Raw genomic sequence first — 24,496 nt, forward strand, 5'->3', positions numbered from 1 at the left:
CAACGTGGAATGCTGTGACGGAACGGAGGCAGAGCGGATCGCTCTGCGCGGCGCAGGATGGGTTCTTGGGTGGAGCGGAGCGCCGAGCGCTCACACGTGGCGGCGTCTGCCCACACAACGGTTCGGACAGCGCTGGTTGCCGTCGGCTCGTGCCGGTCTGCGGGGCACTCGACGCCTTCTATCGTGACGTCGAGCGGCGCGGGCGCGCTCGCCCGCGCCCCCGTCACGCAGCCTCTTCCTTCTCCTCCGCCCGCGCCACCGGCAGCGCCACGAAGAACGTCGACCCCTTCGAGACCACGCTCTCCACCCAGATCCGCCCGCCATGGCCCTCGACGATCCGCTGCGCGATCGCCAGCCCGAGGCCCGTCGAGCGCTCCCCCCCGGTGCTGACCGTCCTCGCCCGCCCGAACGGCCGGAAGAGCTTCCCGAGGTCCTCCGCCGCGATCCCGGGCCCTTCGTCCTTCACCGACAGGAGCACCTCGGCCCCTCCGCCGACATCCCCCCCGCGGCTCCCCTCGACCCGGACGCGGATGGTCGTGCCCGGAGGCGAGTAGTGGATGGCGTTGCTGATGAGGTTGTTGAGCACCTGCTCCAGCTTGTGGACGTCGACCTCGACCCGCGGGACGCCCTCGTCGCTCTCGACGACGAGCTTCATGTTCTTCTGCCCCGCCAGCACCAGGTTGAGCGCCACGTTGGACTCGACGAGCTGGACGATATCGGTGCTCTTCCTGTCGAGGTTCAGCTTGCCGAGCTCGATCATCGACACGTCGAGCAGATCGTTGATGAGCGAGAGCATGAACTTGCTCGAGCTCCTGATCATGTTGACGATCTCGACGCCACCCTCCTTGAGCAGCGACGACGGCTCCCCGCGCCGGTGGCTCATCAGCATGAAATCGCTGTAGCCCAGGATGACGCCGAGCGGGTTCCTGAGGTCGTGGGCCGCCATGCCGACGAAGCGGTTCTTCTCCTCGTTCAGCCGGACCAGCTCCGCGTTCTTCGCCGCGAGCTCCTCGTGCATCTGGACGAGCTGCCGGTTGCTCTCCTCCAGCGTGTCGGCGTACTGCTTGAGCTTGAGCTGGCTCCGCTTGTGCTCGATGGCGTAGCGGATCGTGCGCTCGAGGATCTGCGCGTCGAACCTGCCCTTCACCAGGTAATCCGCGACGCCCGCGCTCATCGCGGCCATGTCGATCTCCTCGTCGCCGACCCCCGTCAGCATGATGATGGGGATCGCGCAGCCGAGGTGGTTGGCCTCACGCACGACGTCGAGGCCCGTCCGGGCGTCGAGCCGGAAGTCGAGGAGGCAGACGTCGTAGCCGCCGGCGCGCAGCGCCCGGATCGCCTCGTCCGAGCTGCTCAGCCACGTCACGTCGTACCGGGTGCGGGGAGCGTCGCGGAGGAGCCGCCGCGTGACGAGGTGGTCGACCTCGTCGTCATCCACAAGAAGGACCTTCATCTCGCTGTCGTTCATCGGGAGCCTCGACCACGCCGGACATCGGCGCTCTCCCGCCGGCAAGCTTCGCGCCACGCCGCCTGCTCCACCCCCGCCGCGGCGGAGGTCAGGGTCTTCGCCCCGCCCCTCATGGCCGGCGCTTCTGCTCTTCGGCGACGCCCACGAGCGCGCGCGCCAGGGTGATGAGCTGCCCCGCGTCGAACGGCTTGACGAGGAACGCCGACGCGCCGAGGCGCGACAGGCACTGCCAGTCGGCCGCGCCCCCGGTCCCTGTCGCCACGATGATCGGGAAATCCCCTTGTGGGAGCTTGCGCACCGCCGCCGTGAGCGCGATGCCGTCCAGCCCGGGCATGTCGAGGTCGAACACGCCGAGCGACGGGCGGTTCGCCTCGATGGCCGAGAGCGCCGCGGCGCCGTCGGGCGCGGTCTCGATGGCCGCGCCGGGCAGCGCCTCCGCGAGGACGCTGGCGAGGAAGCTGCGGAACGACGGGCTGTCGTCGGCGACCAGGACGCGCGTCGTGCGCGCGTACGCCGGCAGGGCGCCGCGCGCGTCGAGCAGCGCCTCACGCAGCGCCTCCGCGCTCGCCGTGCGCTCGTCGGGCTCCTTGGCCAGCGCCGCGAGCACCGGCGCGTCGAACGACGGCGGCAGATCAGGGCAGATCTCGCTCGGCGGGATCGGGGGCTGATACGCGTGCTGCATGACCAGATCCACCGTGCTCGTGCTCTGGAACGGCAGGCGGCCGGCGAGCAGGTAGTACGCGACCACCCCGAGGGCGTAGACGTCGATGCGCGGCAGCAGCGCGGGATCGAGCTGCCGGCCCAGCGCCACCTCCGGCGCCAGGTACGCCGGGGTGCCGGAGAAGGCGAGCTCGATCCGATCGCCGCGGGGGATCCGCTTCGCGAGCCCGAGATCGGCCACCACCACGCGGAGGGCCTGGCCGACGAGGATGTTGCTCGGCTTCACGTCGCGGTGAGCGATGCCCGAGGCGTGGATCGCCGAGACGCCGAGGCAGACCTGGTCGAGGACGCTCAGCGCCTCGTCGAGGCCGAGCCGGCCCCCCTTGCTGTGGACATGGGTGTCGAGCGTGACCCCCGGCACGTACTGCATGACGAAATACGGCGCGTTCTCGTACTCGCCGAACGCATAGATCTCGACGACGTTCGGGTGGTGGACGCGCGCCATCGCCCGCGCCTCCGCCAGCAGGCGGGCCTGCATCTGCGCGTTGTCGAGCTGCTCCGGCCGGAGCAGCTTGATGGCGACGTCCCGCTGGAGCTGCTCGTCGCGCGCCAGGAGGATGACGCCCATCGCCCCCTCTCCGAGGCGACCGACGACGCGGTAGACCCCTCCGAGCAACGTGCCCTCGGGCGGCACCTGAACCGAGCTGCCTCCCTCGTGCAGGCTCGAGCGCGCCGCGGCCTGCCAGAGGTCCTCGTCGCTCAGCGTCGAGCCGTCGCCGTTCCGCTCGGCCGGCGGCTCCGCCCGCGTGGGGGGACGGTCGCGCACCACGGTGTCGACGCCCTGCAGCGTATCCGCGGCGTCGGGCGCGAGCGGCGCGGGGGGATCGCCGCCGTTCGCGCTTCCAGAGCTGAAGCTGGGCGAGCCGTCCGCCGCGTCTGCCATGGTGCGCATGATACGTGCCCTGCGCATGCCTATCAACGGAGAGCGACACGCGCTCCAGCTGCGAAGCGCGGTGCACGCGGCGGTCTGACGGCGCCTCGCGGGCGCGTCACGGTCAGGCGGGATGTCGCTGCTGTGGCAGGATGCCACGCTGCGCGGCGAGCGTGGCTTTGCGCCGCGCTCGCCGGCCGGCCAGGCCGTCGCGCGCTCAGAGGACGCCGATCCCTGGGAGGTACGGGCGACGGCCTTGTGCTCGATCTCCCCGGCGGGTGGCCGAGAGCCGCGGCTCGGGAGAGCAGAGGCGCTCGATACCGCCGTACGCGATGCGCGCAGGCGCGGAGGAGCCGGTCGATCTCGTAACCCTGCCCGCGGAGCAGATCGAAGAACCGCTGGTGCGCCTTCGCGTGCGCGGGGCCTTGGGAGCCCGTCCCCGGCGCGCGGAAGCGCCGCGCGGGGGGCCGGGCGGGCGGCTGGCTCACGCTGCTCGGGGCACGCCGAAGAAGCGATGGCCTTGACGCGTGTCGCCGGCCTCGATTGTTTCAGCCGTCCAGCAGCTATCCCTCTCGTCAATCCATGGCGAGCTTCGCCTTTTCCCCGCCGAGCATGGCGACGGGCGAGCCAACACGGCGGCAGGGTCGTCACGATCACCTCGGTCGTGGGCTTGCAGGCAGAGCCAGGCCGCATGCCCGCCGTCGGACCTGCCTGTCCGCGGAAAGGCGGTTGCCGAGGGAGTAACCGTCCGGCGATGAGGGGTTTTGTGAAGGCCGACGTGAATCGGAATGGCTATACTCGAATGGCCATGAGGATGCTCTCGGTCGAGTCCGTCTGTGCCGGCGCGCCAGGAGCGAGGAACGGCTGTGCAGTACAGTGAAGTACAGTATAGAAAATGAGTGTTGATGGCCAACGGCTAGCGGATCGATATTGAAGAGAGCTCGACGGAGTCATCGGGCTCCCGCGCTGAGTGAACGGAAAGGTGGCCTGAGCCCTATCGGTCACTCTGGGGGCCATGGAGATCGAGGTGACGATGAATATTCTCGTTGCGGAAGATGACGACGACCTGCGCGAGCTCGTGGCAATGACGCTCTCGGTGGAGGGATTTCATGTGCAGACAGCGCGGCACGGACAAGAGGCTCTGGAGAGGATAGGTGAACACATGCCCGACCTCATCCTGCTCGACATGAAGATGCCGGTCATGGACGGCCGGACGTTCGCGCGGGAGTTCCAGATCCGATACGGCCGGTCGGTGCCCATCATGGTCCTGACCGCGGCCGAGCACGCCGCCCTTCGAGCCCAGGAGATCGGCGCCGCAGGGTGGATCGCGAAGCCCTTTCACTGCGACCAGCTGGTCAGGATGGTACGGTCGCACCTTCGCACGTGAGGGGCAGGCGGACGTGAAACGTGCTGCCACGGCCTTCCTCACTCTCGAACCACAGCTCTCCTCCGTGGCGCACCACGATCGCGCGCGACAGGTACAGCCCCGTCCCCATCCCTCCGTAATCGTGGGGCGTATCGGTGTGGGCGCGATGGAAGCGCTCGAAGATCCGCGCCCGCTTCTCCACGGGGATCCCCACCCCCTGATCGCGCACGGACACCAGGGCGTCGAGCGCGTCCGCCATCCGCACGTCCAGCTCCACCTCGCCGCCGTCCGGTGAGTACCGCAGGGCGTTGTCGAGCAGGTGCGCCACGACCCGCTCCAAGAGCTCGCGGTCCCCTTGGAGCACCACGGGCTCGGCGCACGTGATCCGGATGCGGCGCGACCGCGCCCCCTGCTCCAGGCGCGCCGCCATGCGTTCGGCCAACTCCCCGAGATCCACGCGCTCGAGCACCAGATCCAGCCGGCCGAGCTGGACTTGCGAGAGGAACAGCAGATCGGCCACGATCCGCTCGATCCGGTCGGCGCCCCGCAGCAGCCCGTCCAGGATCCGGCGCTGACCCGGCGGCAGCTCCGTCGCCGTGCGCAAGAGCATCTCGGCGTAGCCCATGATCACCGTCACGGGCGTCTTGAGCTCGTGCGCGGCCACGCGGAGAAACTGGTCCTTGAGCCGGTCGAGCTCCACGAGCTCGGTGACGTCCCGCACGACCGCCACCGCGCCCACCACCTGCCCCCCCGCATCGCGCATGGGCGACGCGCTCGTGTGCACGTAGCGGGTCCGCTCCGCGCCGGGGAGCGAGATCGTCCCCTCATCCAGGGCCACCGTCTCGCCGCCGAGCGCGCGCATGAGCGGCGTTTGCTCCGCTTCGTAGGGCGTCCCGTTCGGGCGGTCGAAGCGGAGCCGCCGCACCAGCTCCGCGATGGGCCCGCGCGCCTCGTCCGGGCTCGCGAGCCCGGCGAGGCGCGCCGCCGCATGGTTGGCCAGGGTGACGCGCCCGTTCCGGTCGACGACGAAGACGCTGTCGACCATGTTGTCGAGCACCGCTTTGATCTCCAGCTGGCTCCGCTCGAGGTCGGCGTAGAGCATGGCATTGTCGAGCGAGATGGCCGTCTGGGCGCCGAGCAGCTCGAGCACCCGGATCGTGCCGGCCGTGAACGCCCCCGTCGCGACGTTGTTCTCCAGGTAGACAAGGCCGCTCAGGCGCGCCTGCCGTACGATGGGGAGGCACAGCAGCGAGTGCGGCCGTCTCCGGGTGAGGTGCTCGTCCGAAGCGAACCGCGTCGCCGCGGCGGCCTCGTCCAGGATGACGGGCTCACGCGTCCGCGCGACGTAGTGGAGGATCGACATCGGGAACGCCGCCGCCGAGGCCGGGACGCCCTTGTGGCGCGCGACGCGGATCTCCGTCCCGTCGGTCGTGGCCTCGGCGTAGACGGCGAGCTCGCCGTCGCGGACCAGGATCAGCGCCCCTCTCTGCCCGCCCGCCTGCTGGAGCACGATCTGCAGCAGCGTCTCGCTGAGCTTCGGCAAGAGGATCTCGGACGAGATGCTCTGCAAGGCTTTGACCACCGAGAACAGGTCGAGCTGCTCGGGCGCGGCCACGAACGTGGCGGTGAGCGCGACCGATGGTCGCTCGACGAGCTCGGGGTAGCATCGGTCGAGGCTCTGTACTTTGCCATCGGCGCCCCAGCGGACATAGCAGGAGCGGGCCTCGCGCAAGTAGGTGTCGGCGAAGCGCACGAACCCTCGCGCCCGGTAAAACCGAGATGCGAGCTCGAAGGCAAGCGCTTCGACGTGGACGAAGCCGCTGTCGCGCGCCGAGTGGACGGCCTCTTCATAGAAGCGCATGGCGTCGAGGTCCCGCCCCTCGGTGCGGGCGACCTCGGCTGATACCAGGGCGTAGCGGGTCCGGAAGTTGTCGGGGCAGTTGTCGGCCCAGAGCTCCAGCTTCTGCAATTGCTTCTCGAGCGTCTGCGCGAACTGCCGCTGCTGCTCGGCAGGGGCCTGCGCATAGAGCGCCGTCAGCGTGAGCGCGTGGTAGAAGTGATGCATCGCCTCGATCGCCATCGATGCCACCTGGTGCAGCATCGACGTGGCGCTGGTCGCGGACTCAAGCGCTTCGGCATAGCGTTCATGGGTAAATGTCGCGATCTGCTTCATGACGTGGTAGTATGTAATACCAAGGCCGAAGCCCGCCTTCTTGAGGGCCGCGATACAGCTCTCCTCGTCGAAGGTGCCGTCGCTGAAGCTCGTGGGCGCCTGCGTCGCTCCCTTCAGGCTCGCTGCAAACTGCTCTTCGAGCCGGAGGACATGGTACACCACGTCATTGTGGGTCTGCCGGGCGAACGCGATCTGCTTCCGCGCGACGTCGATGACATGAGCGAGCGGCTCTCCGCTCTCCAGGACGAGCCATGTCATGTTGTAGGTCAAGTAGCCGGCAAAGACGAGATCTCCGATGTCGAGGCAAGCGAGAAAGGCCTGCTCCATGAGCGGGAGGCTCGCTGCGAAGCGCCTGCACCAGACTCTGATGAAGCTTGCATTCTGGAAGAGCAGCTTCCCTTTCAGCTTTGCCGTGGCACTCTTGAATTTTTCATTCAGCCTGAGCGCCATCTCGGAGAACTGAAGCGCGCGCGGGATGTCGCGGTAGAACGAGATCAGCACCATGCCGTAATTACTATAGATGAAAGAGGACTCTTCGGCGTGCCCGCGCTGCAGGGAGACGCTCACCCCCTTGGCGGTGAGCAGGACCCAGAGCGCCGGTCGCGAGGTGTATACGATGGGGAACGATTCGGCGATCAGGCCGATGAGCGCGCGCACGCTCTCGTCGGTGGCTACAGGCGCATCGACGAGGTCGGCGATGGGACGCCCCTGCAGGTTGATCGAGACCTGCCGGATCTCGGCCTTCGCGGCCATCTGGATCTCCTCGTCGGACTCCGGGAGCATCACCCCGTAGAGCTGCAGGGCCTGGATCATGACCGCCACGGCGTCGCGGTGCCGTCCGGCGATCTGGTAGAGCCGCAGGCGCGATCGGTACGCCCTGGATCGGTCGGGCTTGGAGCGGGCGTTCTGGAGAATCAGGTCGAACAGCTCGTCGGCCTGCTGGAAGCGGCCGACGAGGTACTCGCATTCGGCGAGCTCCAGGTGGAGCGTGAACGCATCCTCGTACCGTGCGCGCCAGGCGTCCGGTGGCAGGAGGGATGTCGCCTGGGCCAGGTAGCTGCGAGCCGACGCGTAGGCCACCGAGGCTTTTGCCTTGGTCCCCGCCAGGAAGTTGAGCCGGCAGAGCGCCTCCTTCTCGCGCGGGTCGGTGAGGAGGTGGGCGCCGTGATTGAGCTGGTTTGCGACATCGAAGACCCGCTCTGCGATCCCCTGCTCTGGCAACCGAGACAGGAGGAGCCGGCCGAGCTGAAGATGCATCTCGGCGCGCAGCTCCGCCGGGATGAGCGAATAGGCCGCTTCCTGGATGCGGTCGTGGAGGAACTTGTATGTGCTGTCCACGCGGATGACGAGGCCCGCGCGGGCGGCCTCCCAGAGGTCCGCGTGCACGTCGTGCTCCACGCTGCCGCGAACCATCGCCAGGAGGGCGACCTCGGCGGTATTTCCCAGACAGGCGAGCTGCTTCAGCGCTTCCTGGGTCTTCGCGGGCAGCCGCCTGAGCTTGCCGACCATCAGGTCGACCACGTTGTCGGTGTAGCCCTTTTCGCGGATCTTCGCGACGTCCCACCGAAAGGCTTCGGTGCGCTCGTCGAACTCGATCAGGCGCTCTTCGTGGAGCGAGAGGAGGAACTGAATGGCGAAGAAGGGGTTGCCGGCCGTCTTCTCGTAGGCGAGATCGGAGAGCGGCGCGCCGTCTTCGAGGCGGCAGCGAAGCGCCTCGCCGACGAACGCGGCGAGGTGCTCGTGCGGTATCGGGCCGAGCACGATGTTCGAGACGCGCGCGCCGTCTCTCCGCACCTCGTCCGACGTCACCAGGAGCGGGTGGGTGGGGGGCACCTCGTTGTCGCGGTAGGCGCCGATGACGAGGAGATAGCGCATCTCAGGGTGGGCCAAGAGGTCCTTGAGCAGCCCGAGGCTGGCCGCGTCGACCCACTGGAGATCGTCGAGAAAGAGCGCGAGGGGGTGCTCCTTCTGGGCGAACACCCCGATGAAGTGCCGGAGCACCATGCGGAAGCGGTTCTGCGCCTCGGTCGGCGGCAGCTCGGGGACCGGCGGTTGCCGTCCGATGATCAGCTCGACCTGCGGGATCACCTCGACGATGAGCTGGGCGTTGACCCCGAGGACGTCGAGCAGCTGCCGTCTCCACGCCGCGATCCGCTCCTCGCTCTCGGCGAGGAGCTCGATCGCGAGCTCCTGGAAGGCCTGGACGAGCGTGGCGTAGGGGATGTCGCGCTTGTATTGATCGAACTTGCCCGAGAGAAAGAAGGCCCGCTCCCGAATGATCGGCTTATGCAGCTCATGGACGAGCGCGCTCTTGCCGATCCCGGAGTATCCGGAGATGAGCAGGAGCTCCGGCGTCCCCGTGGCGACCACGCGGCCGAAGGCCTGCAGCAATGTGGCGACCTCCGCCTCTCTGCCATAGAGCTTCTGCGGGATCTGGAGCCGGCCTGTCGTGTCTCGCTCGCCCAGCGCAAACGGCTCCACCCGCCCGCTCGCGCTCCACTCTGCGAGGCACCTCTCCAGGTCGCGCTGGAGTCCGCGAGCGCTCTGGTAGCGATCCTCGGGCATCTTGGAGAGGAGCTTCAGGGTGATGCGCGAGATCGTCTCGGGCACCTCGGGGACGAGCTCCGACGGCGACGTGGGAACGCGGGCCACGTGGCAATGGACCCATTCGACCGGGTCGCGCGCCTCGAAGGGGAGCCTGCCGGTGAGCATTTGATTGAACGTCACGCCGAGCGAGTAGAGATCGGTGCGGTTGTCGATGGCCCGGCTCGTCCGACCTGTCTGCTCCGGCGATAGATAGGGCAAGGAGCCCTCGATGAGCCTGGGGGGCTGCGCGCGCTGCTGCTCGCGGGGGAGGCGGGAGGCGAACCCGAAGTCGGCGATCCTGACCTCGCCGGAGGCGGGGTTGACGAGGATGTTGCCGGGTTTCAGGTCCTTGTGGATGATGTCCTGCTGGTGAACGTCCGCGACCGCCGCCGCGATGCGGATCGCGAGGGGGAGGAAGCGCTCGATCCCCATGGGCGTCCCGAGCAGATGATCGAGGGACTGGCCGCCGAAGTCCTCCAGGATGAGGGCCGGCATGCCCTGGTACGTCTCGAGGGCGAGCGGCTTGATGACGGCCCGTGCGTCGAGCAGCTGTCCGAGCTCATACTCGTGCTTCAGCCGCTCGCGGTCCTTCGGGCGGCTGCGCCGCGGATCGAGCACCTTGAGGATGACCGGGCAGCGATCGGCGCTCCTGACCGCACGATAGACGACGGCTCTGCCATCGAGGGAGAGAGGCATGGTGATCGTGTACGGGGAGGCGAGGGGCATGGAGAGGGTTCCTGATGCGCGACACGCTCGGCGAGGGCGATGAGGCCGCGTGCGCGGTGCTCCACGGGGCTCGGGCATCGTCGGCCGGGCCGCCGAGCCGGACGGAGAACGTGATTGAGCGCATCACGCGGGCTCGAATCCATACCAGCCGGGCTCAGCGCCTCGTGCCGGCAGGACCCTGTGAAGACGTGACGGACCGTGATTCGATGCGCTGTCGACATGAGTGTGGATCTTGTGCCTCACGTCGCAGGCGTCATGAGTCTGCGTTCCAAAAAAGGAAATGCAGCCAACCAGGCAAGGCGGGTCCGGCCACGCTTGCCGTCTGGTCGTACGCGTCCACGAGCAGGGTGAACGCGCGCGCCCGCCTGTCCGCGGCCTCGCTCGGGCCCGGGGCGGCGCCGTGCTCCCTCACGCCGAGGGCGGCGAGGAGCTCAGGCCCGAACTCGCCGGCGCGCCTCACCTCCGCCTCGGTCGCGGCGCTCTTCCCCGCGATCGCGGGCCAGCTGCCGCTGAACAGCGCCGAGAGCGCCGCGAGGTCGTTGGCCGTGTCCGTGTGACCGTTCCCCGTCCGGATGTCCGCGACCGTCTCGGCGTCGACCGGGCCGCGGCGGGCCAGGGCCTCCGCGTCGCCGAGGAGGTTCGCGCGCATCGGCACCGCCTCCTCGAGGAGCTGCTTCAGCCCGTTCTGCGCTCCTCCGCTGGACAGCCACGCCAGGTGCGCCATGAGGGGAACACCTCTCGTTGATGTCCGACGCGGAGAGGTGGAGAGCACCCTGTCGTGCCTAAGGGCAGAGGCGGCGAGGCAGGAATTAAGCGAGTCAATTGGCTCACGGCGCCGGGGGAACAGTGGGTCGTGGAGATGGGAGGAGCCGACAAAGTAGAGGCCGAACCGCACGCGCTAAGCGGAGCGAAGCAGGGCTCCGGCGCTTCGACGATCGCTGAGCACGGAGGAGCGATGGAGATCAAGACCGCGCAGTCTCCGCGCCTCCCCAGGACGGTGCAGGCGTCGGGGGTGGCGGCGCGCGGCGGCCGGGATCAGGGGTTGTAGCGGCGGCCGCTGCGGTAGCTCGCGATGGCCAGCTCCACCGGGCGGAACAGCGGGCTGGGCAGCGCGTCGAGCGGGTACCAGCCCCAGCCGGCGATCTTGTGGGGCTCGCGCTCCTCGGGCTCGCCGTCGAACTCCTCCGCGAGGAGCTGGATGTCCACGTAGTGCTTGCCGTAGGCGAGGATGTTGCTGAGGCACAGGAAGGAGAGCTTCCTGACGACAAGGCCGCTCTCCTCGCGCACCTCGCGGACGGCGCAGTCCTCGAACGACTCGCCGAGCTCGAGGTGGCCGCCGCACCACGAGTAGCTGCCGTCGCCGTGGCTGCCGCGCCGCCGCGCGAGCAGCACGCGCCCGTCGCGCACCAGCATGACGCCCACGCCGACCAGCGGTCGCTCCACGGCGTTCCCTCCGACGATCGCCTCTCCCAAGGACACCTCCCCGCACGCGACGCCGCCGTGCGTGGAGCGCGCTCTAGCACGGCGCGCTCTGGCACGGCGCGCTCTGGCACGGCGCGCTCTGGCACGGCGCGCAGCGGCGCCGCTCGGAAGGCGTCCGGTCGACCCGCCGCCCCCGCTGCGCCAGCCGCGCCGCACGGAGCCACCTCGCGCATGTGCAAGCGCCGGTACCGATTGACTTTTCAGTGAACACGCGTACCGTGCCAGACACGATGGATGCGTCCTTGCCCTGGGAGTTGAACCCCGTCCTCCAGCAGAGCCGGCTCGTCCTCCTGGCGCAGACGGCGGTCGATGTCCGCAACAAGGCGTTCAGCGAGGCGAACCGCGAGGAGGGCGATACCAGCTGGGGCATCGGCTGCAAGGCGCACGAGCGGTTCGGTCATTCCCTCTGCAAGCTGGCAGAGAGCGGAAAACATCCCTGGCTGTCCGTCCATCGAGACGGGCTGTACTTCATGCCGCACATCGAGGGCGTCGCCGTGCGCGTGTACCGCGGTCCGGCCGACAAACCCTCGCAGCGGCACCTCGAGGCCGCGCGCAGCGAGCACGGTCGCCGCTCGGAGTCGCGACAGATGGCCTTCTCGTTCATGGGGCAGGAAACCGAGCCGGATGGCCCGTGGTTCTGGATGATGGCCGTGGAGACGGACGTCGAGGGGAGGGCGCTCCGCGCCGTGTTCTTCCAGGCCAACGAGGCCGGCGGGACCCGACACGCATGGGAGGCCCCGGTCGAGTGCGTGTCCGCCGAGCCTGCGCCTGCGCCCGAGCCTGGAGACAAGCCTGCGCGCCCGGCGCGACCGCGCGCGGCACAGGGCCAGCCAGCGAAGGATGCGCTCCTGTCGCGCGACGGACGGCCGCTGGTCCGCGCGCAGACGATGACCCTTCCGCTCGTGTCACAGCCGAGCTGACGGCCGGCGAACGAGGCAGAGCCGCTGGAACGAGGGCTGTCCTGTCGCGGGGTGCAGAGTCGTGCGCTCCGCGACAAGGCGGTGAGCCCCCGCCGACACACCCGCGCAGGAGCCCGGGCTATACCGGTATTCCCATCGTCCGGCGGAGCGCGTCGAGCTCCTCGGTGAAGCGCCCGTTCCCGCCCCGCAACACGAGCGGCGGCTCGACATGGCACGACGCCACGGCCTCGGCGCGGCGCAGGGCATAGACCGAGAACAAGGCCGCCTTGCCCTCCTTGGGCACGACGTCGCGCCACACCTCGAGCGCGAGCCCGGCCGCCGCCGCCGCCGCCTCGACGCGAGGCCGCTGCCGCGCTCCGGCGCAGGCCACGAACGGCGCGCCGGGGGCGAGCAGCCGCGCGGCCGCGAGGCAGTAGTCCTCCACGCCGCCGCGGTGCTCGAAGCGGCACGGCCCGCACTGGACCCGATAGGACTCGATGCCGGTGCCGACAGGCAGGTACGGCGGCGTCCCCGTCACGAGCTCCGCCGGCGCCAGCCCGTCGAGCACCGCCGGATCGCGCAGGTCCCCCCACCGGACCTCGCCGCGCGCGTCGACGCCGTTCCACGCGACCGAGCGCCGCGCCATCGAGGCGCTCACCTCCTGCGCCTCCACGCCCACGCAGCGCGCGTCCGGGAAGCGCCATGCGGTGAAGAGGAGCACCGTGCCGATGCCGCAGCCGAGGTCGACCGTGCGGCGCGGGGGCGCGTCCGCGACCCGCTCGGCCGCGAACCAGGCGGTCACGAGGTCGTCGGCCGACCAGCGGTGCCCGTCGAGCCGCTGCAGGATCCGGAAATCGCCCGAGAGATAGCAGAGGTCCTCGCCGGGGCCGGGCCAGACCTCCGGGCGATCCGGCGTCACCGGCCGCGGCCCAGGGGCGACCCACCCGGGCGGCCGACGCGCAGGGCGCACGACCCCGCCGCTCGGCGCGAGAGAGGGCTGGACATCAGGAGGAGCGATCATCGACCCCGTGTACCACGCCCCTGCGGCGTCGGGGGCGCGCGCAATGCCGCTGGAGCGCGGCGGCCTCGCGGCGTCAGTCGTCCGGGGGCGGGGTCACGCAACCGTCATCAAGCGAGGGATCATCGCAAAAGAGGCAGGGGGTGGCCTTGCAATCCATCGCAGGGCACGACGCGGGGCAGGCCGGGTCATTCGGGTCGCAGTGGATGAGCTGCCATGTGAGCGAGCTCATGTCCTCCGGGTCCGCCGGGCAACGGCACCCGGTGAAGGCGTGCGACGCAGTCAGGGTGAGCGTGTGGCACTCCTTCTCCGGCGTCACCCCGTCTGTCGGGAGCGTGAAGCTGTCGAAGTCCAATTCGATCGTGAAGGCGCGCTGTCCGCCTTCGATGGTCCCGGCCGCGATCGACCCCGGGGACACCTCTCCTCTCCGGTACGGCCTCCCGAAGCGGCTGCGCCTCCCATAATCGATGTACTGGGCAGTCTGCACGGGGTCGCCGTTGTCCTCGGACAGAACGGTCAAGCTTAAATTCAGGATACCTTCTCGCCCCGGGATGATGTGGATGGGAAGGTGGGGAGGAGGGAAGACCGCAGAGAGCACCGGCGCGGTCTGCTCGGGATGCTCGTACGTCGGCGGCTCGAGCACGAGGCAGCCCGTGGTCGACGTGACGATCGCTGCCGCCGCGAACGAGCGGACGAGCGCGGCGGAATAGCGCGGGCGCGCCGCGAGGACAGGGGCACGGCGAAGGGGAGGGCGGGACGGGGCGATCATGGTGGCGCTGTGCAGGGGCCGATCGGGTCGGGGGCCGTGCTGGATGCTGGGACTTTACCCGCTGGGGCGACGCGCGGTCGATCTAGCTGGAATCTGGCGGCCGCCGCCCGCGGAGGCGCGCCCGCGGCCCCTCCACGCGCGCGGCGGCGTCACTTGCGCGGGCTCGCCGGCGCGCTCTCCAGCGCGTAGACGACCTTCACCTGCGTGCCGAAGGGGACCTCGCCGGACGACACGGGCGTCCCCATGTCCGCGGAGTACCCGCCGGAGGCGAGCGCGGCGCGGGGGGCGTAGATGGGGCCGTGCTCGACGACCTCGCTGATCGAGACGACGCGGCCGAGCGAGACGCCCTGGAGCCTGGCGAGCGCCTCGGCGCGAGCCCGCGCGTCCGCGATCGCCTTCTCCCGCGCGCGCGCCTCGAGCGGGTCGGTCTCGTCGAGGCCGAACGAGACGCCCCAGACGTTGTTCGCGCCGGCGGCCACGGCGGCGTCGAGCACCGCCCCGACCTGATCGAGGTTGCGGATGACGACCATCACGGTGTTGCTCACCTGATAGACGTGCGACGGCGGAGGCGGCGCTGCCGGCGCCAGGTCGGCAGGCGGCGGCTTCGGCGCGGGCGGCTGAGGCGCCTTCGGTCCGCGCCCCGCGGGAGCCGCGGGCGCCGCGGCCGGGGCCGCCGGCGCCGGCGCGACGGGGGCGGGCTGCGCGTAGCCCATGGCCATCCAGGGCGGCACGTCGGGCTGCCGCACGAGCTGGATCGAGTAGTTGCTGGTCTGGATGTCCTTCTCGGCCAGGCCGGCGTTCTTGAGCGCGGCGAGGATCTCGGTCATGCGCGCCGCGGCGAGCTTCGTCGCCTCGTGCACCGTCGGCGCCATCACCTCGATGCCCATCTGGGCCCGGGCGATGTCAGGCCTCGCGCTGACGTCGCCGCGGCCGACGACCGTGATGGTGTTGACCTCCGGGGCGGCGGCCACGGCCGGCGTCGCCTGCGCCGCGCACGCGGCGAGCAGCGGTGTGACGGAAAGCATGAGCCCGGCGAGGTACGCGCGGGACAGGGAGCGCTGGTTCTTCATGCCCGTGCAACGCGCGCCGCCCAGGTCGGCTTACAGGGGGCGCGCGCTTCGACGCCCGCGCGCTCGCCGCCGCGAGCAGACCGACGGGCCGCTCGCCGAGCCGCTCCGGCGGCGCGCCGGCGATGCCCGAGGCGGCGGCGTGGCTCCCCCCCCGGCAAGTTGTTCCACGCCGCGCCGGGTGCGCTATGGTCGTTCACGTGCTCACAATACCCAGCGATGAAGAGGCGCTCGGAGGTCTGCAGGGTGCCACGATCGGCAGCGACCTCTCGCCAAGCATCGGCTACCGGATCGTGTCGCGCGCCGGGGCCGGGACGATGTTCGTCTCGTTCTACGCGGTCCGCACCGCGCCCGAAGGCGAGACGCCCGTGGTCGTCAAGATCCTCCGGCCGTCGCTCTTCAGGCAGATGGGTCCGTCGGCGGCCGTCATCGTGAAGAAAGAGGCGGTGTCCCTCGGCCGCCTCAACGAGCAGGTCCCTCCGACCCCCTTCGTGGTCCGGCTCATCGACACCGGCACGTTCGAGGTCCGCCGCGGCACGAAGGCGCTCAACCTCCCCTGGATCACCATCGAGTACGTGCACGGTGGCGTGCAGGGCGTGACGCTCCGGCAGCGGGTGCAGGGGACCATCCAGGCCACGGGCCACGCGTTCGATCCGGCGCGCGCGACGCGCGCCATCGAGTGCATCACGAGCGGGCTGTCGGCGGTGCACGACGTCGGCGTCGTCCACCGGCAGCTCACGCCGGAGAGCATCCTCTGCTGCGGCTCCGGCGACGACGAGCTGTTCAAGATCAGCGACTTCGGCATGGCGCGGCCGCGCGGCATCCGCGAGACGATCATGGCCGGCGTCGTCGGCAACGCCGGGGTCGCGCCGCCGGAGATGCTGTCCGCCGATCCGAGCACGATCGGCCCGTGGACCGACATCTTCAACCTCGCGTCCGTCATCTTCTTCCTGCTGACGGGCGAGGAGTACATCATCGCGGAGTCGCAGGCGCAGGCGCTCATGGCCGCCATGGCGCGCACGCGCCGGAGCATCGTCGAGACGCGGTGGCTCCACCCCGCGCTGCGCGGCAACGACCAGGCGTGCAAGTCGATCGACTTCGCGCTCCGCTGGGCGTCCACCGGCGAGGCCCAGGAGCGCCTCCAGGAGGCGGTGGCCGTGGCCGCGATGCTCTCGCCGTACCTCCGCCCCGCGTCGCCGATCTCCGCGCTGGAGCAGCGGATCGTGGCGAGCGCGGGGGAGCAGCGCGTGCGCGCCGCGGAGGAGGTCGGTCCGATGACCGTCCCGTCCACGCACATGAACGCGCCGGTGCAGCTCAAGGGCGAGCTCGGCCAGACGCTGCTGTCGCCGCGAAACGCCAAGGCCGCCGAGCGCCCGAGCCAGGACCGCCCGATCGAGGCCGAGATCATCAGCGCGCCCCCGCGCGCCTCGCGGGAGCCCGCGCCGCGCCTGTCGGCGGTCGTCGAGCGCTGGACGTGGAGCGTGCTCCACCACCCGAGCCTCGATTCGGTCATCCGGAGCGTGGCCTGGGACGGCTATGGCCGGTGCCTCGCGGCGGCCACGGGGGGGCTGCTCTTCTGGAACGGGACGAGCTGGAGCGAGGCGTCGTCCGGCGGCCTCCCGAGCCCGCAGGGCGTGCGCTTCGTGCACCGGATCGGGCCCGGCCGGTGGCTCATCGGCGGCGACGCATCGACGCTCGCCGTGTACACGACGGGCGGCGTGACGGGCGTCTTCCAGCTGCCGGGAGAGCCGCAGAGCCACGTCGCGCTGAGCGGCGACCTCGAGGACATGGGCATCCTCGTCTCGACGACGCCGAACGATCCGCGGCCGCTCCTCCACGCGTTCATCGCCAAGCGCTGGCTGCGGCCGATGCCGGCCGACGGCGTCGCGCTCCTCGCCGCGGTCGCGCGCGTCGAGGACGAGCGGTGGCTGGTCGTCGGCCGGTCGACCAAGGGCGAGGGGCTCGTCGCGCTCTACGCGCCGCTCGACTGGCACCTGGAGCGCATCCCGGCGCCGCCGGCGCGCGCGTTCGTCGCGTGCGCCGGGCGGCCCGATCTCGGCGTGGGCATCGCCGTCGGCGCGGAGGGCAGCGTCGTCTGGCGGTACGGGCAGAGCGTCTTCACGGAGATCATCGAGCCGCGGCGCGCCCTGTCGTCCGCGACGATCGACGCGGAGGGGCGCGCCTGGGCGGGCAGCGCGGGGCGCATCTGGGTGCGGCGCGGCGGCATCCCGCCCATGGCCGGGGTGTGGGAGTGCGTCTGGGAGAACGACGCCTGGGTCGGCCCGGTGGTGTCGCTGTTCGTCGACGGCGAGGTGGTCGTCGCCATCACCGCGGACGGCGGGATCATCGAGGGCCGCGTCACCGGCTGACGAGCCCGGTGAGCCGCCATCACCGCGGCGCGCGGTACCTGCCCACGACGATCGTGATGTCGTCGTCCGGGCTGGGGCACCAGCCGTCGACCTCCCGCAGGATCCGGTCGCGGATGTCGTCGACCGGCGCGTCCTGGGCGGCCTCGACGGTGGCGCAGAGCCGCGAGAGCCCGAACTGCTCCCGGTGCGCGTTGCGCGCCTCCGTCACCCCGTCGCTGTAGAGCACGAGCAGGTCGCCGTCCTCGAGGACGAGCTCGGCGTCCGTGGTCATCGCGTCGATGGACGGCAGGACGCCGACCCACACGCCGGAGCTCGGGATGCACTCGCTCCTCCGCGTCCTCGCGCGGCACACGAGGATGTCGTCGTGCGCGCCCGCGAACGTCACCCGCCCGTCGCGCTCGTAGCGCAGCAGCAGCAGGGTCGCGTGCTCGTCGCGCTTCAGCCGGTCGCGGATGTTGTCGTAGATCGCGCGGTTGAGCGCCGAGACGACCTCGCCCGGGCGGGCGCGCGGATCCCTGCGCGTCATGGCCGCGACCATGCTCTGGATCATCAACATGACGAGGCCCGCCACGAGCCCGTGCCCCGCGACGTCGCCGATCCCGAGCCACCCGCCGTCCCGGGTGGGGAGCACGTCGTAGTAGTCGCCGCCGACCTCCGCGGCCGGCCGCATCATCGCGGAGAGATCGAGCCCCTCCACATGCAGGTGCGCCGGGACGAGCGTGGTCTGGATGTGCTTCGCGACCAGGGTCTCCTGGTCGACCCTCTCCTGCTCCAGCCGCTCGCGCACCTCCACGTGCCGGACGATCTCCCGGTGCATCGACACCGCCTTCATCGCGGAGCCGATCTGGAGGCGCGCCGCGTCGTAGACCATCTCGTTCGCGCCGCTGTTGACGAGCGCGACGCCGTAGTTCTCCGTCTCGCCGAACGTGAGCGGCATCGCGACGACGCTCCAGCGCTCCGACGAGCTCAGGAATCCGGGCGGCGCGAGGCGCGAGGACGCGAAGCTCGCGGGCGGCGGCTCCACCTCGCGGCTGTTCTCCATCAGAAAGAGCGACTGCAGGGTGGCGCCCCGGGGATCGTCGAAGAGCGATATGGCGACGTGCGTGAGATCCAGCTTCGGCAGCTCCGCCGCGAGCGTGCGCCGGAGCGTGGGCATGCCGAGGCAGGTCGAGAAGAACATGCCGGTCCAGCTGAGGTTGACCGACGCGCGCTCCAGGTACAGCCGCTTCTCGCCCTCGGCGCGGACGGAGGCGTGGCTGATCAGGATGCGGCACGTGTGCCAGAGCCGCTCGAGGCGGTCCTCGGAGGCGCCGCCGGGCGCCCGGCCGATCTTCGCGCGGAGCAGCGTGATCGCGCCCTGGAACTGGTCGAGGGCGACGCCCTCGCGCCCCGCCGCGTCGAGGAGGTCCTGGAGCGCCGTCAGGAAGCGGCCCTCCTGCCCGCTCAGCTCCTCCTCGAGCGCGGAGAGCAGCTCCCGGGGCCACGCCTCGCGCGACGCCGCCGGGACGGTCACGCACCGCGCGAGCGCGCGCTCCAGCGGCTCCCGCTGCGCGGCGATGGAGAGCGGCTCGCGGCGCGGAGGCGCCGCGGTCGCGCGCGGGAGGGCAGCGTAGTAGCCGCAGCCGCACGACTCGCGCCGCGTGAGCTCGACGGGAAGGAGGCTGCACTCCGGCACGCGCTCGCCGCGGAGCTGGCGCACGACCGTCTCGACGGCGAGCGCCCCGAGCTCCTTGATCGGGTGGCGGACGGTCGTCAACGACGGCCTGGTGACGCGCGAGACGGCGACGTCATCGAACCCGCACACGAGGACGTCGCCAGGGACGTCGATGCCGTGCGCCTTCAGCGTGTCCATCGCGCCGAGGGCCATGTTGTCGTTGCCGGCGACGACGGCATCGAACTGGACCCTGCGCCCGAGGAGCTCGCGCATCGCGCGGCGGCCGCCGTCGATCAGAAAGTCGCCGTACACGAAGAGGCGCTCGTCATAGGGGAGCGCGCGCGCCTCGAGGGCCCTCCGGTACGCCACGGCGCGCAGCTTCGCCTCCTCGTTGTTGGCAGGCCCGCTGATGTAGGCGACGCGCTTGCACGCGTGGTCGTCGAGCACGTGCGCGACCGCCGCCTCCCCCCCGACCGCGTTGTCGACGATGACGCTCGGGATGCCGTCCAGCGCGAGCCCCACGCTGCACACGGGCAAGGGCGCGAGCGATCGGCAGAACTCGCGCGCTCCGTCGGGGCCGACGTGGTTCGTGAGCGCCGACGACATGATCACCGCCCCATCGACCGTCGTCGCGCCGATGAGCGAATAGATCCCGCCCCGGGCGTCCAGCGTGTAGCCCTGGCGGGCGCGCGTCTCGCCGAAGGCCACGATGAGGTTGACGTCGTGCGCCTCGGCCGCGCGCTCGACCCCGAAGCGCGCCTCGGACTGGTACTCGCCGCAGAGGTAGTCGGTCAGGAGGGCGATCGTGTGGCGCTTCGCCGCCATGATCTATCGCTCCCCGTTCACTTGTCGTGGATGGAGACGAGGCCGGGGGACATGCGCTCCAGGGCCGCCAGGCTCCGCCGCTGCCACCCGAGCCTCGCGTCCGTGACGAACCGGATCTTGCAGCTGGGGCCCTGGCCGGTGACGCCGGCGATGAAGGCGATGAACGCCTTCAGGCAGCTGGAGTTCAGGAAGTACAGCGCGCGTATGTCGAACTCTACCGCTGCGAGCGAGAGGCGCCGGACCTCGTGCTGGACTTCCTTGCAATAGGCGCCGAGCGGGGCGGCCGCCGCCATGTCGCCCGTCCCGGTGAGCTTGATACTCAGGCGATCGCCGAGCAGCGCCGGCTCGATGCCGAAGCTGTCCGTGGTGATGCGATCAACCCTTAGGCTGTCCATTCATCCTCCACCGCTCGAGCGGCGCGTGCGCGATGATCGTGAGCTCGTTGCCCTCGATCTTGTAGTCGACGTCGAGCCCTCCCTCGGCGCGGACGCGCGCGAGGCCGAGGCCGGAGACGCCCTCGACCATCGCTGTCTCCGTGATGAGGTCGTCGTAGTGCTTCAGCGGGTCGCTCGCGGTCTTCAGGTCGAGCAGCCGCTTCTCGACCTCTCGCAGCCGCTCCGGCGACGCCTCGTTGCGCGCGCGGATCTTCATGATGTGCGACCGCTCGTCCTCCTCCAGCGCGAGCTCGAGGCTGACGCGAGGTCCGGTGGAGTATTTGGTGATGTTCTCGGCGAGCTCGTGCGCGGCCATGTAGAACCGCGAGCTCACATTCGCGTCGTCCAGCACGGCGCCGCAGAAGCTGGACACCAGCCGCAGCACCGCCGTCGCCAGGCGCTCGCTCGGAAAGAAGGTGATGCAGAGGAATAGCGAGGCGCTCTGCGTCGGTTCGGGGGATGACACAATCTGTTATGCTACGCCGCCCTCGCGCAGGATCCAACCACTAGTTCCGCTGGCGGCGCGGCTTCTTGCTCCCCTCTCGTTCCCCTCACGTTCCCCTCTCGTGAGAGCGTGAGCGCGGAACAAGGGAGGGCACCCGGAGCGAGCTCCGCCATCGCGCCTCCGATGTGATGCGGTTCTCACCTCGGAATGTGATGCGCTTCGCAGTTCGCGCGACGAGCGCGCTTTCCTCCAGGGCATAACGCGACGCGTCGCCCACGGCGGAGTGGCATGCTCGTTGATGACGAACGTGGCGTCCATCGGTGCCCAGGTGTGTCCATGGATCCGGTGCGGCCACCGCGCGGCTCGCGCACATGCGCCTTCACCTGAGGGAAACATCCGGCCGGGCGACCCAGCAAGGAGGGTATTGCTGTATGGAACAACGATGCTTCTCGCTCGGGCCGCCCTGGCCACTCGGGCCGTCGCGCCGCCGCCCACGTCGCTTGGCGGCGATGACGGGCGTCCCTTTTCTCGTGATGCGCGGCGTCCTGGCCGGCGCCGCTGCAGCGGCGGCGATCGGCTGCAGCTCCGCGCCCGGGACGGAGGGCGAGCCCGGGCGCCCCTCCGGCGCGATTCCCGGCGTCGGAGAGGGGGATTCGGCGGCGCTCGGAGCGGCCTCGGCGGCGCTGTCGAGCGATGGTGCGGTGTGCGTCACCATCCAGCGTGGAACGCTCGGCACGGTGAGAGACGCGACACTGTGGCAAAACGCTCCGGGGTGGAACGACTCCGCATCTCCGAACCTCTCGACGGGGTGGGCCGCGGGCGCCGGCCGCCGCCGGTCTGTCGTGTACTTCGGGCTCTCTCCCGTGCCCGTCGGCGCGACGGTCCTCTCTGCCTCGCTGGTCTTCCATCAGACGTACGCGGTGGAGAGCAGCGCTGTGAGCGTACACCGCGTCACGGTGCCGTGGGACGAGCGCACCGTCACCTGGTGGAGCATCGGGGACAGCGGCTTTGAAGGCGAGAGCGCGGCGACCCTCGCGGCCGAGGCCGGCGTCGGCGCTCGCGCGACGGACGTGTCGGCGCTCGTGCAGTCGTGGGCGCTCGGGACGGCGCGGAACGACGGCGTGCTGCTCGACGAGGAGCGCGCGCACACGACCTACCTGAGGAGCAGCGAGATCGGCAGCGCGCAGGAGCGCCCGAGGCTCGACGTCTGTTACGTGACCTGCTCGGACGGGGTGATGAACGGCCTCGAGGTGGGCCTCGACTGCGGAGGGCCGCGCTGCGCTCCCTGCGCGGGCCCGGCGGCGGCCACGTCGAGCGCCGCCGCGTCGAGCGCGGCCACGTCGAGCGCCGCCGCGTCGAGCTCGACCGGCGCGTCGAGCGCGGCGGACGATGAGCCGTGCGCCGACGGGGCCGCGCTGCCGCCCGATCCGCTGCCGCCCGCGCGGCTCTCCCAGACCGGGCTCTACGCCGACATCACGACGCGATCGCGGGCAGCGGGCACGCGCGAGTTTCGTCCTGCTTACGAGCTCTGGTCGGACGGGGCGGCGAAGCGGCGCTTCGTGTACCTGCCGCCCTGCTCCACCGTCGACACGAGCGACATGGATCACTGGTCGCTGCCGGTGGGCGCGCGCTTCTGGAAGGAGTTCCGCGCGGAGGGCGTGGCCGTGGAGACGCGGTTCATCCACCGGTTCGGGCCCGGCATCGACGACTGGCTGTTCGCCGCGTACGCGTGGGATCCGGCGAGGAACGACGCGTTCCTCGTCGAGGCGGGCGTCGAGGACGCGCGCGGGACCGCGCACGACATCCCGCGGACCGCGGACTGCTGGGAGTGCCACGGAAAGCTCCCGGAGCGCGTCCTCGGCTTCAGCGCGCTGCAGCTGAGCCACGATGGACCGGGCGAGACGATGGCGTCCCTGAGCGACGCCGGGTGGCTCACCGTCCCGATGCGGGGAGGGGTGCGCCCGCCGGGAGACGCCCGGGCGGCCGCCGCGCTCGGCTATCTCCATGCGAACTGCGGCAATTGCCACAACAGCACCGGCGTCGCGACCCTGCGGACACGCCTGCTCGCGGCGAACACCACGGTGGAGAGCACCGATACGTATACGACCGGCGTGGGCGTGACACCCAGCTTCTGGGAGCCCGGCGCGCTCCACCGGATCACGCCGGGAGATCCCGAGTCGAGCGCCGTCGTGCGGCGGATGGAGCACCGCGGCTCCAGGGCGCAGATGCCGCCGATCGCGTCGGACGCCGCCGACGCGGCGGGCCTGGCGGCTGTTCGCTCGTGGATCGAGGGCCTCGGGCCGCCGCCCGAGGCAGGGAGCGGCGGTGGCAGCGCGGGCGGCGCCGCAGGCGGCGCGAGCGTTGGCGCCAGCGGCACGAGCGCGAGCTCCGGCAGCGGTACCAGCGGCAGCGACGGCTCCGGCTCCAGCTCCGGCGCCGGCAGCGACGGCTCCGGCTCCGGCGCCGGCAGCGGCGGCTCCGGCGTCGCGTGCGCCGGGGTGCCGCGCCTGAAGCTCACGCAGGTCGCGGCCGGCCTTGCGACACCCGTCTTCCTCGCGAGCCCGCCGGGCGACCGATCGAGGATGTTCGTCCTCGAAAAGGACGGCGTCGTCCGCCTGATCAAGGACGGTGTCCTCCGGTCCACCCCGTTCCTCGACATCCGCGGCGGGACATCGTGCCCGCCCTCGCCGCCCGCGAGCGCGAACCCGCTCGTGTGCGCGCCCAGCCCGACCGCGGAGGGCGGGCTGCTCGGGATGGCGTTTCACCCGGCCTACGCGGAGAATGGCAGGTTCTGGCTCTTCTACACCGCCGCGCCCAGGGGCAACGTCACGATCGCCGAGTTCCGCCGCTCGGCCTCGAACCCCGATGTCGCCGACACGTCGCCGGGGAGCGTGCCTGTCCGGACGCTCCTCGACGCGAGGCACGGCGGCTGGAACCACGTGGGCGGCACGCTCGCGTTCGGCCTCGACGGCTACCTCTACGCGTCCGTCGGCGATTCGGCCGTCACGCCGTATTCGGCCTCTCCGGCGAAGGATCTCTCGTCCCCGCTCGGCAAGATCCTGCGGATCGACGTGGACAGCGGGCTCGGCCCGCCAGGCAACCTCTCCGGCGCGGGCGTGAACCCGCTCGTCTGGGACTACGGACTGCGCAATCCATGGCGCATCAGCTTCGACCGGAGCACGGGGGATCTCTACATCGCCGACGTGGGACAGAACGCCTGGGAAGAGCTCGACATCGAGCCCGCGCGCACCGGGCGGCGCAATTACGGGTGGCCTGCGATGGAGGGCGACCACTGCGTCGCCGCCGGGTGCTCCCGCGTCGGCGTCGCGCCCGCCGTGGAGCACAGCCACTCGAGCGGAGAGGGCGGCTCGATCACGGGCGGCTACGTCTATCGCGGCTCGGCGATTCCGTGCCTCCGGGGAAGGTACGTTTACGGCGACTACGGGACACACCGCTTCTGGACGCTGCGGTGGGACGGCTCGAGGGCGCGGGATCACGTCGAGATCACGGCGGACCTCGAGTCGCGCCTGCCCGCGGCCTCGTTCGGCGAGGACGCCGCGGGCGAGCTTTACGTCGTCATGCTGACCGGCGAGGTGTTCCGCGTCGATCCGAGGTGAAGGCCCC

At 70.8% G+C, this 24,496-nt stretch carries 15 protein-coding genes; 4 read left to right on the plus strand and 11 right to left on the minus strand.

Annotation, left to right across the window (positions count from 1 at the left end; translation table 11 throughout):
• Positions 1 to 223 precede the first annotated feature (223 nt).
• Entirely contained in the window at positions 224 to 1,468 is a 1,245-nt protein-coding gene (locus WME97_RS12455) for an ATP-binding protein (protein WP_437552121.1), read from the minus strand.
• Positions 1,469 to 1,577: 109 nt separating this feature from the next.
• Positions 1,578 to 3,071 carry a protein kinase domain-containing protein gene (locus WME97_RS12460; protein ID WP_437552122.1) on the minus strand — a complete coding sequence of 498 codons (1,494 nt, stop codon included), beginning with the start codon at positions 3,069 to 3,071 and terminating at the stop codon, positions 1,578 to 1,580.
• A gap of 1,003 nt (positions 3,072 to 4,074) precedes the next feature.
• Here WME97_RS12460 and WME97_RS12465 point away from each other — a divergent pair.
• Positions 4,075 to 4,446, plus strand: a complete 372-nt coding sequence (locus tag WME97_RS12465) for a response regulator (protein ID WP_437552123.1) — start codon at positions 4,075 to 4,077, stop codon at positions 4,444 to 4,446.
• Here WME97_RS12465 and WME97_RS12470 read toward each other — a convergent pair.
• The 3 genes from WME97_RS12470 to WME97_RS12480 all read right to left on the minus strand — a co-directional run bounded on the left by WME97_RS12470 (position 4,415) and on the right by WME97_RS12480 (position 11,353).
• Complete coding sequence (locus WME97_RS12470) at positions 4,415 to 9,880, minus strand: AAA family ATPase (protein WP_437552124.1); 5,466 nt, start codon at positions 9,878 to 9,880, stop codon at positions 4,415 to 4,417. The two genes, WME97_RS12465 and WME97_RS12470, sit on opposite strands and share 32 nt — an antisense overlap.
• A gap of 283 nt (positions 9,881 to 10,163) precedes the next feature.
• On the minus strand, positions 10,164 to 10,634 hold the full coding sequence (locus WME97_RS12475; RefSeq protein WP_437552125.1) for a hypothetical protein: 471 nt from the start codon (positions 10,632 to 10,634) through the stop codon (positions 10,164 to 10,166).
• Between the two features lie 311 nt (positions 10,635 to 10,945).
• On the minus strand, positions 10,946 to 11,353 hold the full coding sequence (locus WME97_RS12480; protein WP_437552126.1) for a nucleotide triphosphate diphosphatase NUDT15: 408 nt from the start codon (positions 11,351 to 11,353) through the stop codon (positions 10,946 to 10,948).
• A gap of 269 nt (positions 11,354 to 11,622) precedes the next feature.
• Here WME97_RS12480 and WME97_RS12485 point away from each other — a divergent pair, with 269 nt between their 5' ends.
• Complete coding sequence (locus WME97_RS12485; protein ID WP_437552127.1) at positions 11,623 to 12,312, plus strand: hypothetical protein; 690 nt, start codon at positions 11,623 to 11,625, stop codon at positions 12,310 to 12,312.
• 118 nt (positions 12,313 to 12,430) lie between these two features.
• Here WME97_RS12485 and WME97_RS12490 read toward each other — a convergent pair whose 3' ends face one another.
• The 3 genes from WME97_RS12490 to WME97_RS12500 form a co-directional block, all read right to left on the minus strand.
• Entirely contained in the window at positions 12,431 to 13,312 is an 882-nt protein-coding gene (locus WME97_RS12490; protein ID WP_437552128.1) for a tRNA1(Val) (adenine(37)-N6)-methyltransferase, read from the minus strand.
• Between the two features lie 73 nt (positions 13,313 to 13,385).
• Positions 13,386 to 14,078 (minus strand): hypothetical protein, encoded by a 693-nt coding sequence (locus WME97_RS12495; protein ID WP_437552129.1) that lies wholly within the window; start codon positions 14,076 to 14,078, stop codon positions 13,386 to 13,388.
• A gap of 149 nt (positions 14,079 to 14,227) precedes the next feature.
• Positions 14,228 to 15,148: an SIMPL domain-containing protein gene (locus WME97_RS12500; RefSeq protein WP_437552130.1), complete on the minus strand. Its 921-nt coding sequence runs from the start codon at positions 15,146 to 15,148 to the stop codon at positions 14,228 to 14,230.
• A gap of 197 nt (positions 15,149 to 15,345) precedes the next feature.
• Between WME97_RS12500 and WME97_RS12505 the strand changes: the two genes are divergently transcribed.
• A complete protein-coding gene (locus WME97_RS12505) occupies positions 15,346 to 17,514 on the plus strand; it encodes a serine/threonine protein kinase (RefSeq protein WP_437552131.1) in 2,169 nt (722 codons plus the stop codon).
• 19 nt (positions 17,515 to 17,533) lie between these two features.
• Here the strand turns inward: WME97_RS12505 and WME97_RS12510 are convergent, their stop codons facing one another.
• From WME97_RS12510 to WME97_RS12520, 3 genes are read right to left on the minus strand one after another with little or no spacing between them, the layout of a single operon-like run.
• Positions 17,534 to 19,993 carry a SpoIIE family protein phosphatase gene (locus tag WME97_RS12510; RefSeq protein WP_437552132.1) on the minus strand — a complete coding sequence of 820 codons (2,460 nt, stop codon included), beginning with the start codon at positions 19,991 to 19,993 and terminating at the stop codon, positions 17,534 to 17,536.
• A gap of 17 nt (positions 19,994 to 20,010) precedes the next feature.
• Entirely contained in the window at positions 20,011 to 20,388 is a 378-nt protein-coding gene (locus WME97_RS12515) for a hypothetical protein (protein WP_437552133.1), read from the minus strand.
• Entirely contained in the window at positions 20,369 to 20,893 is a 525-nt protein-coding gene (locus WME97_RS12520; RefSeq protein ID WP_044964684.1) for a hypothetical protein, read from the minus strand. The genes WME97_RS12515 and WME97_RS12520 overlap by 20 nt, the downstream gene beginning before the upstream one ends.
• 488 nt (positions 20,894 to 21,381) lie before the next feature.
• On the opposite strand from WME97_RS12520, the gene WME97_RS12525 reads away from it, so the two are divergent.
• Positions 21,382 to 24,489 carry a PQQ-dependent sugar dehydrogenase gene (locus tag WME97_RS12525; RefSeq protein WP_437552134.1) on the plus strand — a complete coding sequence of 1,036 codons (3,108 nt, stop codon included), beginning with the start codon at positions 21,382 to 21,384 and terminating at the stop codon, positions 24,487 to 24,489.
• The last annotated feature ends 7 nt before the right edge of the window (positions 24,490 to 24,496 follow it).

Origin of the sequence: Sorangium sp. So ce367, from assembly GCF_051520455.1 — a bacterium.
In the GTDB taxonomy this organism is placed as follows: Bacteria; Myxococcota_A; Polyangia; order Polyangiales; family Polyangiaceae; genus Sorangium; species Sorangium cellulosum_B.

Excerpts from the sequence above, each read along its gene's own strand:
- WME97_RS12455 (WP_437552121.1), bottom strand. The coding sequence starts at position 1,468 with ATGAACGACAGCGAGATGAAGGTCCTTCTTGTGGATGACGACGAGGTC.
- WME97_RS12510 (WP_437552132.1), bottom strand. The coding sequence starts at position 19,993 with ATGGCGGCGAAGCGCCACACGATCGCCCTCCTGACCGACTACCTCTGC.
- WME97_RS12490 (WP_437552128.1), bottom strand. The coding sequence starts at position 13,312 with ATGATCGCTCCTCCTGATGTCCAGCCCTCTCTCGCGCCGAGCGGCGGG.
- WME97_RS12525 (WP_437552134.1), top strand. The coding sequence starts at position 21,382 with ATGACGGGCGTCCCTTTTCTCGTGATGCGCGGCGTCCTGGCCGGCGCC.
- WME97_RS12470 (WP_437552124.1), bottom strand. The coding sequence starts at position 9,880 with ATGCCTCTCTCCCTCGATGGCAGAGCCGTCGTCTATCGTGCGGTCAGG.
- WME97_RS12465 (WP_437552123.1), top strand. The coding sequence starts at position 4,075 with ATGGAGATCGAGGTGACGATGAATATTCTCGTTGCGGAAGATGACGAC.
- WME97_RS12515 (WP_437552133.1), bottom strand. The coding sequence starts at position 20,388 with ATGGACAGCCTAAGGGTTGATCGCATCACCACGGACAGCTTCGGCATC.
- WME97_RS12460 (WP_437552122.1), bottom strand. The coding sequence starts at position 3,071 with ATGGCAGACGCGGCGGACGGCTCGCCCAGCTTCAGCTCTGGAAGCGCG.
- WME97_RS12500 (WP_437552130.1), bottom strand. The coding sequence starts at position 15,148 with ATGAAGAACCAGCGCTCCCTGTCCCGCGCGTACCTCGCCGGGCTCATG.
- WME97_RS12475 (WP_437552125.1), bottom strand. The coding sequence starts at position 10,634 with ATGGCGCACCTGGCGTGGCTGTCCAGCGGAGGAGCGCAGAACGGGCTG.
- WME97_RS12495 (WP_437552129.1), bottom strand. The coding sequence starts at position 14,078 with ATGATCGCCCCGTCCCGCCCTCCCCTTCGCCGTGCCCCTGTCCTCGCG.
- WME97_RS12485 (WP_437552127.1), top strand. The coding sequence starts at position 11,623 with ATGGATGCGTCCTTGCCCTGGGAGTTGAACCCCGTCCTCCAGCAGAGC.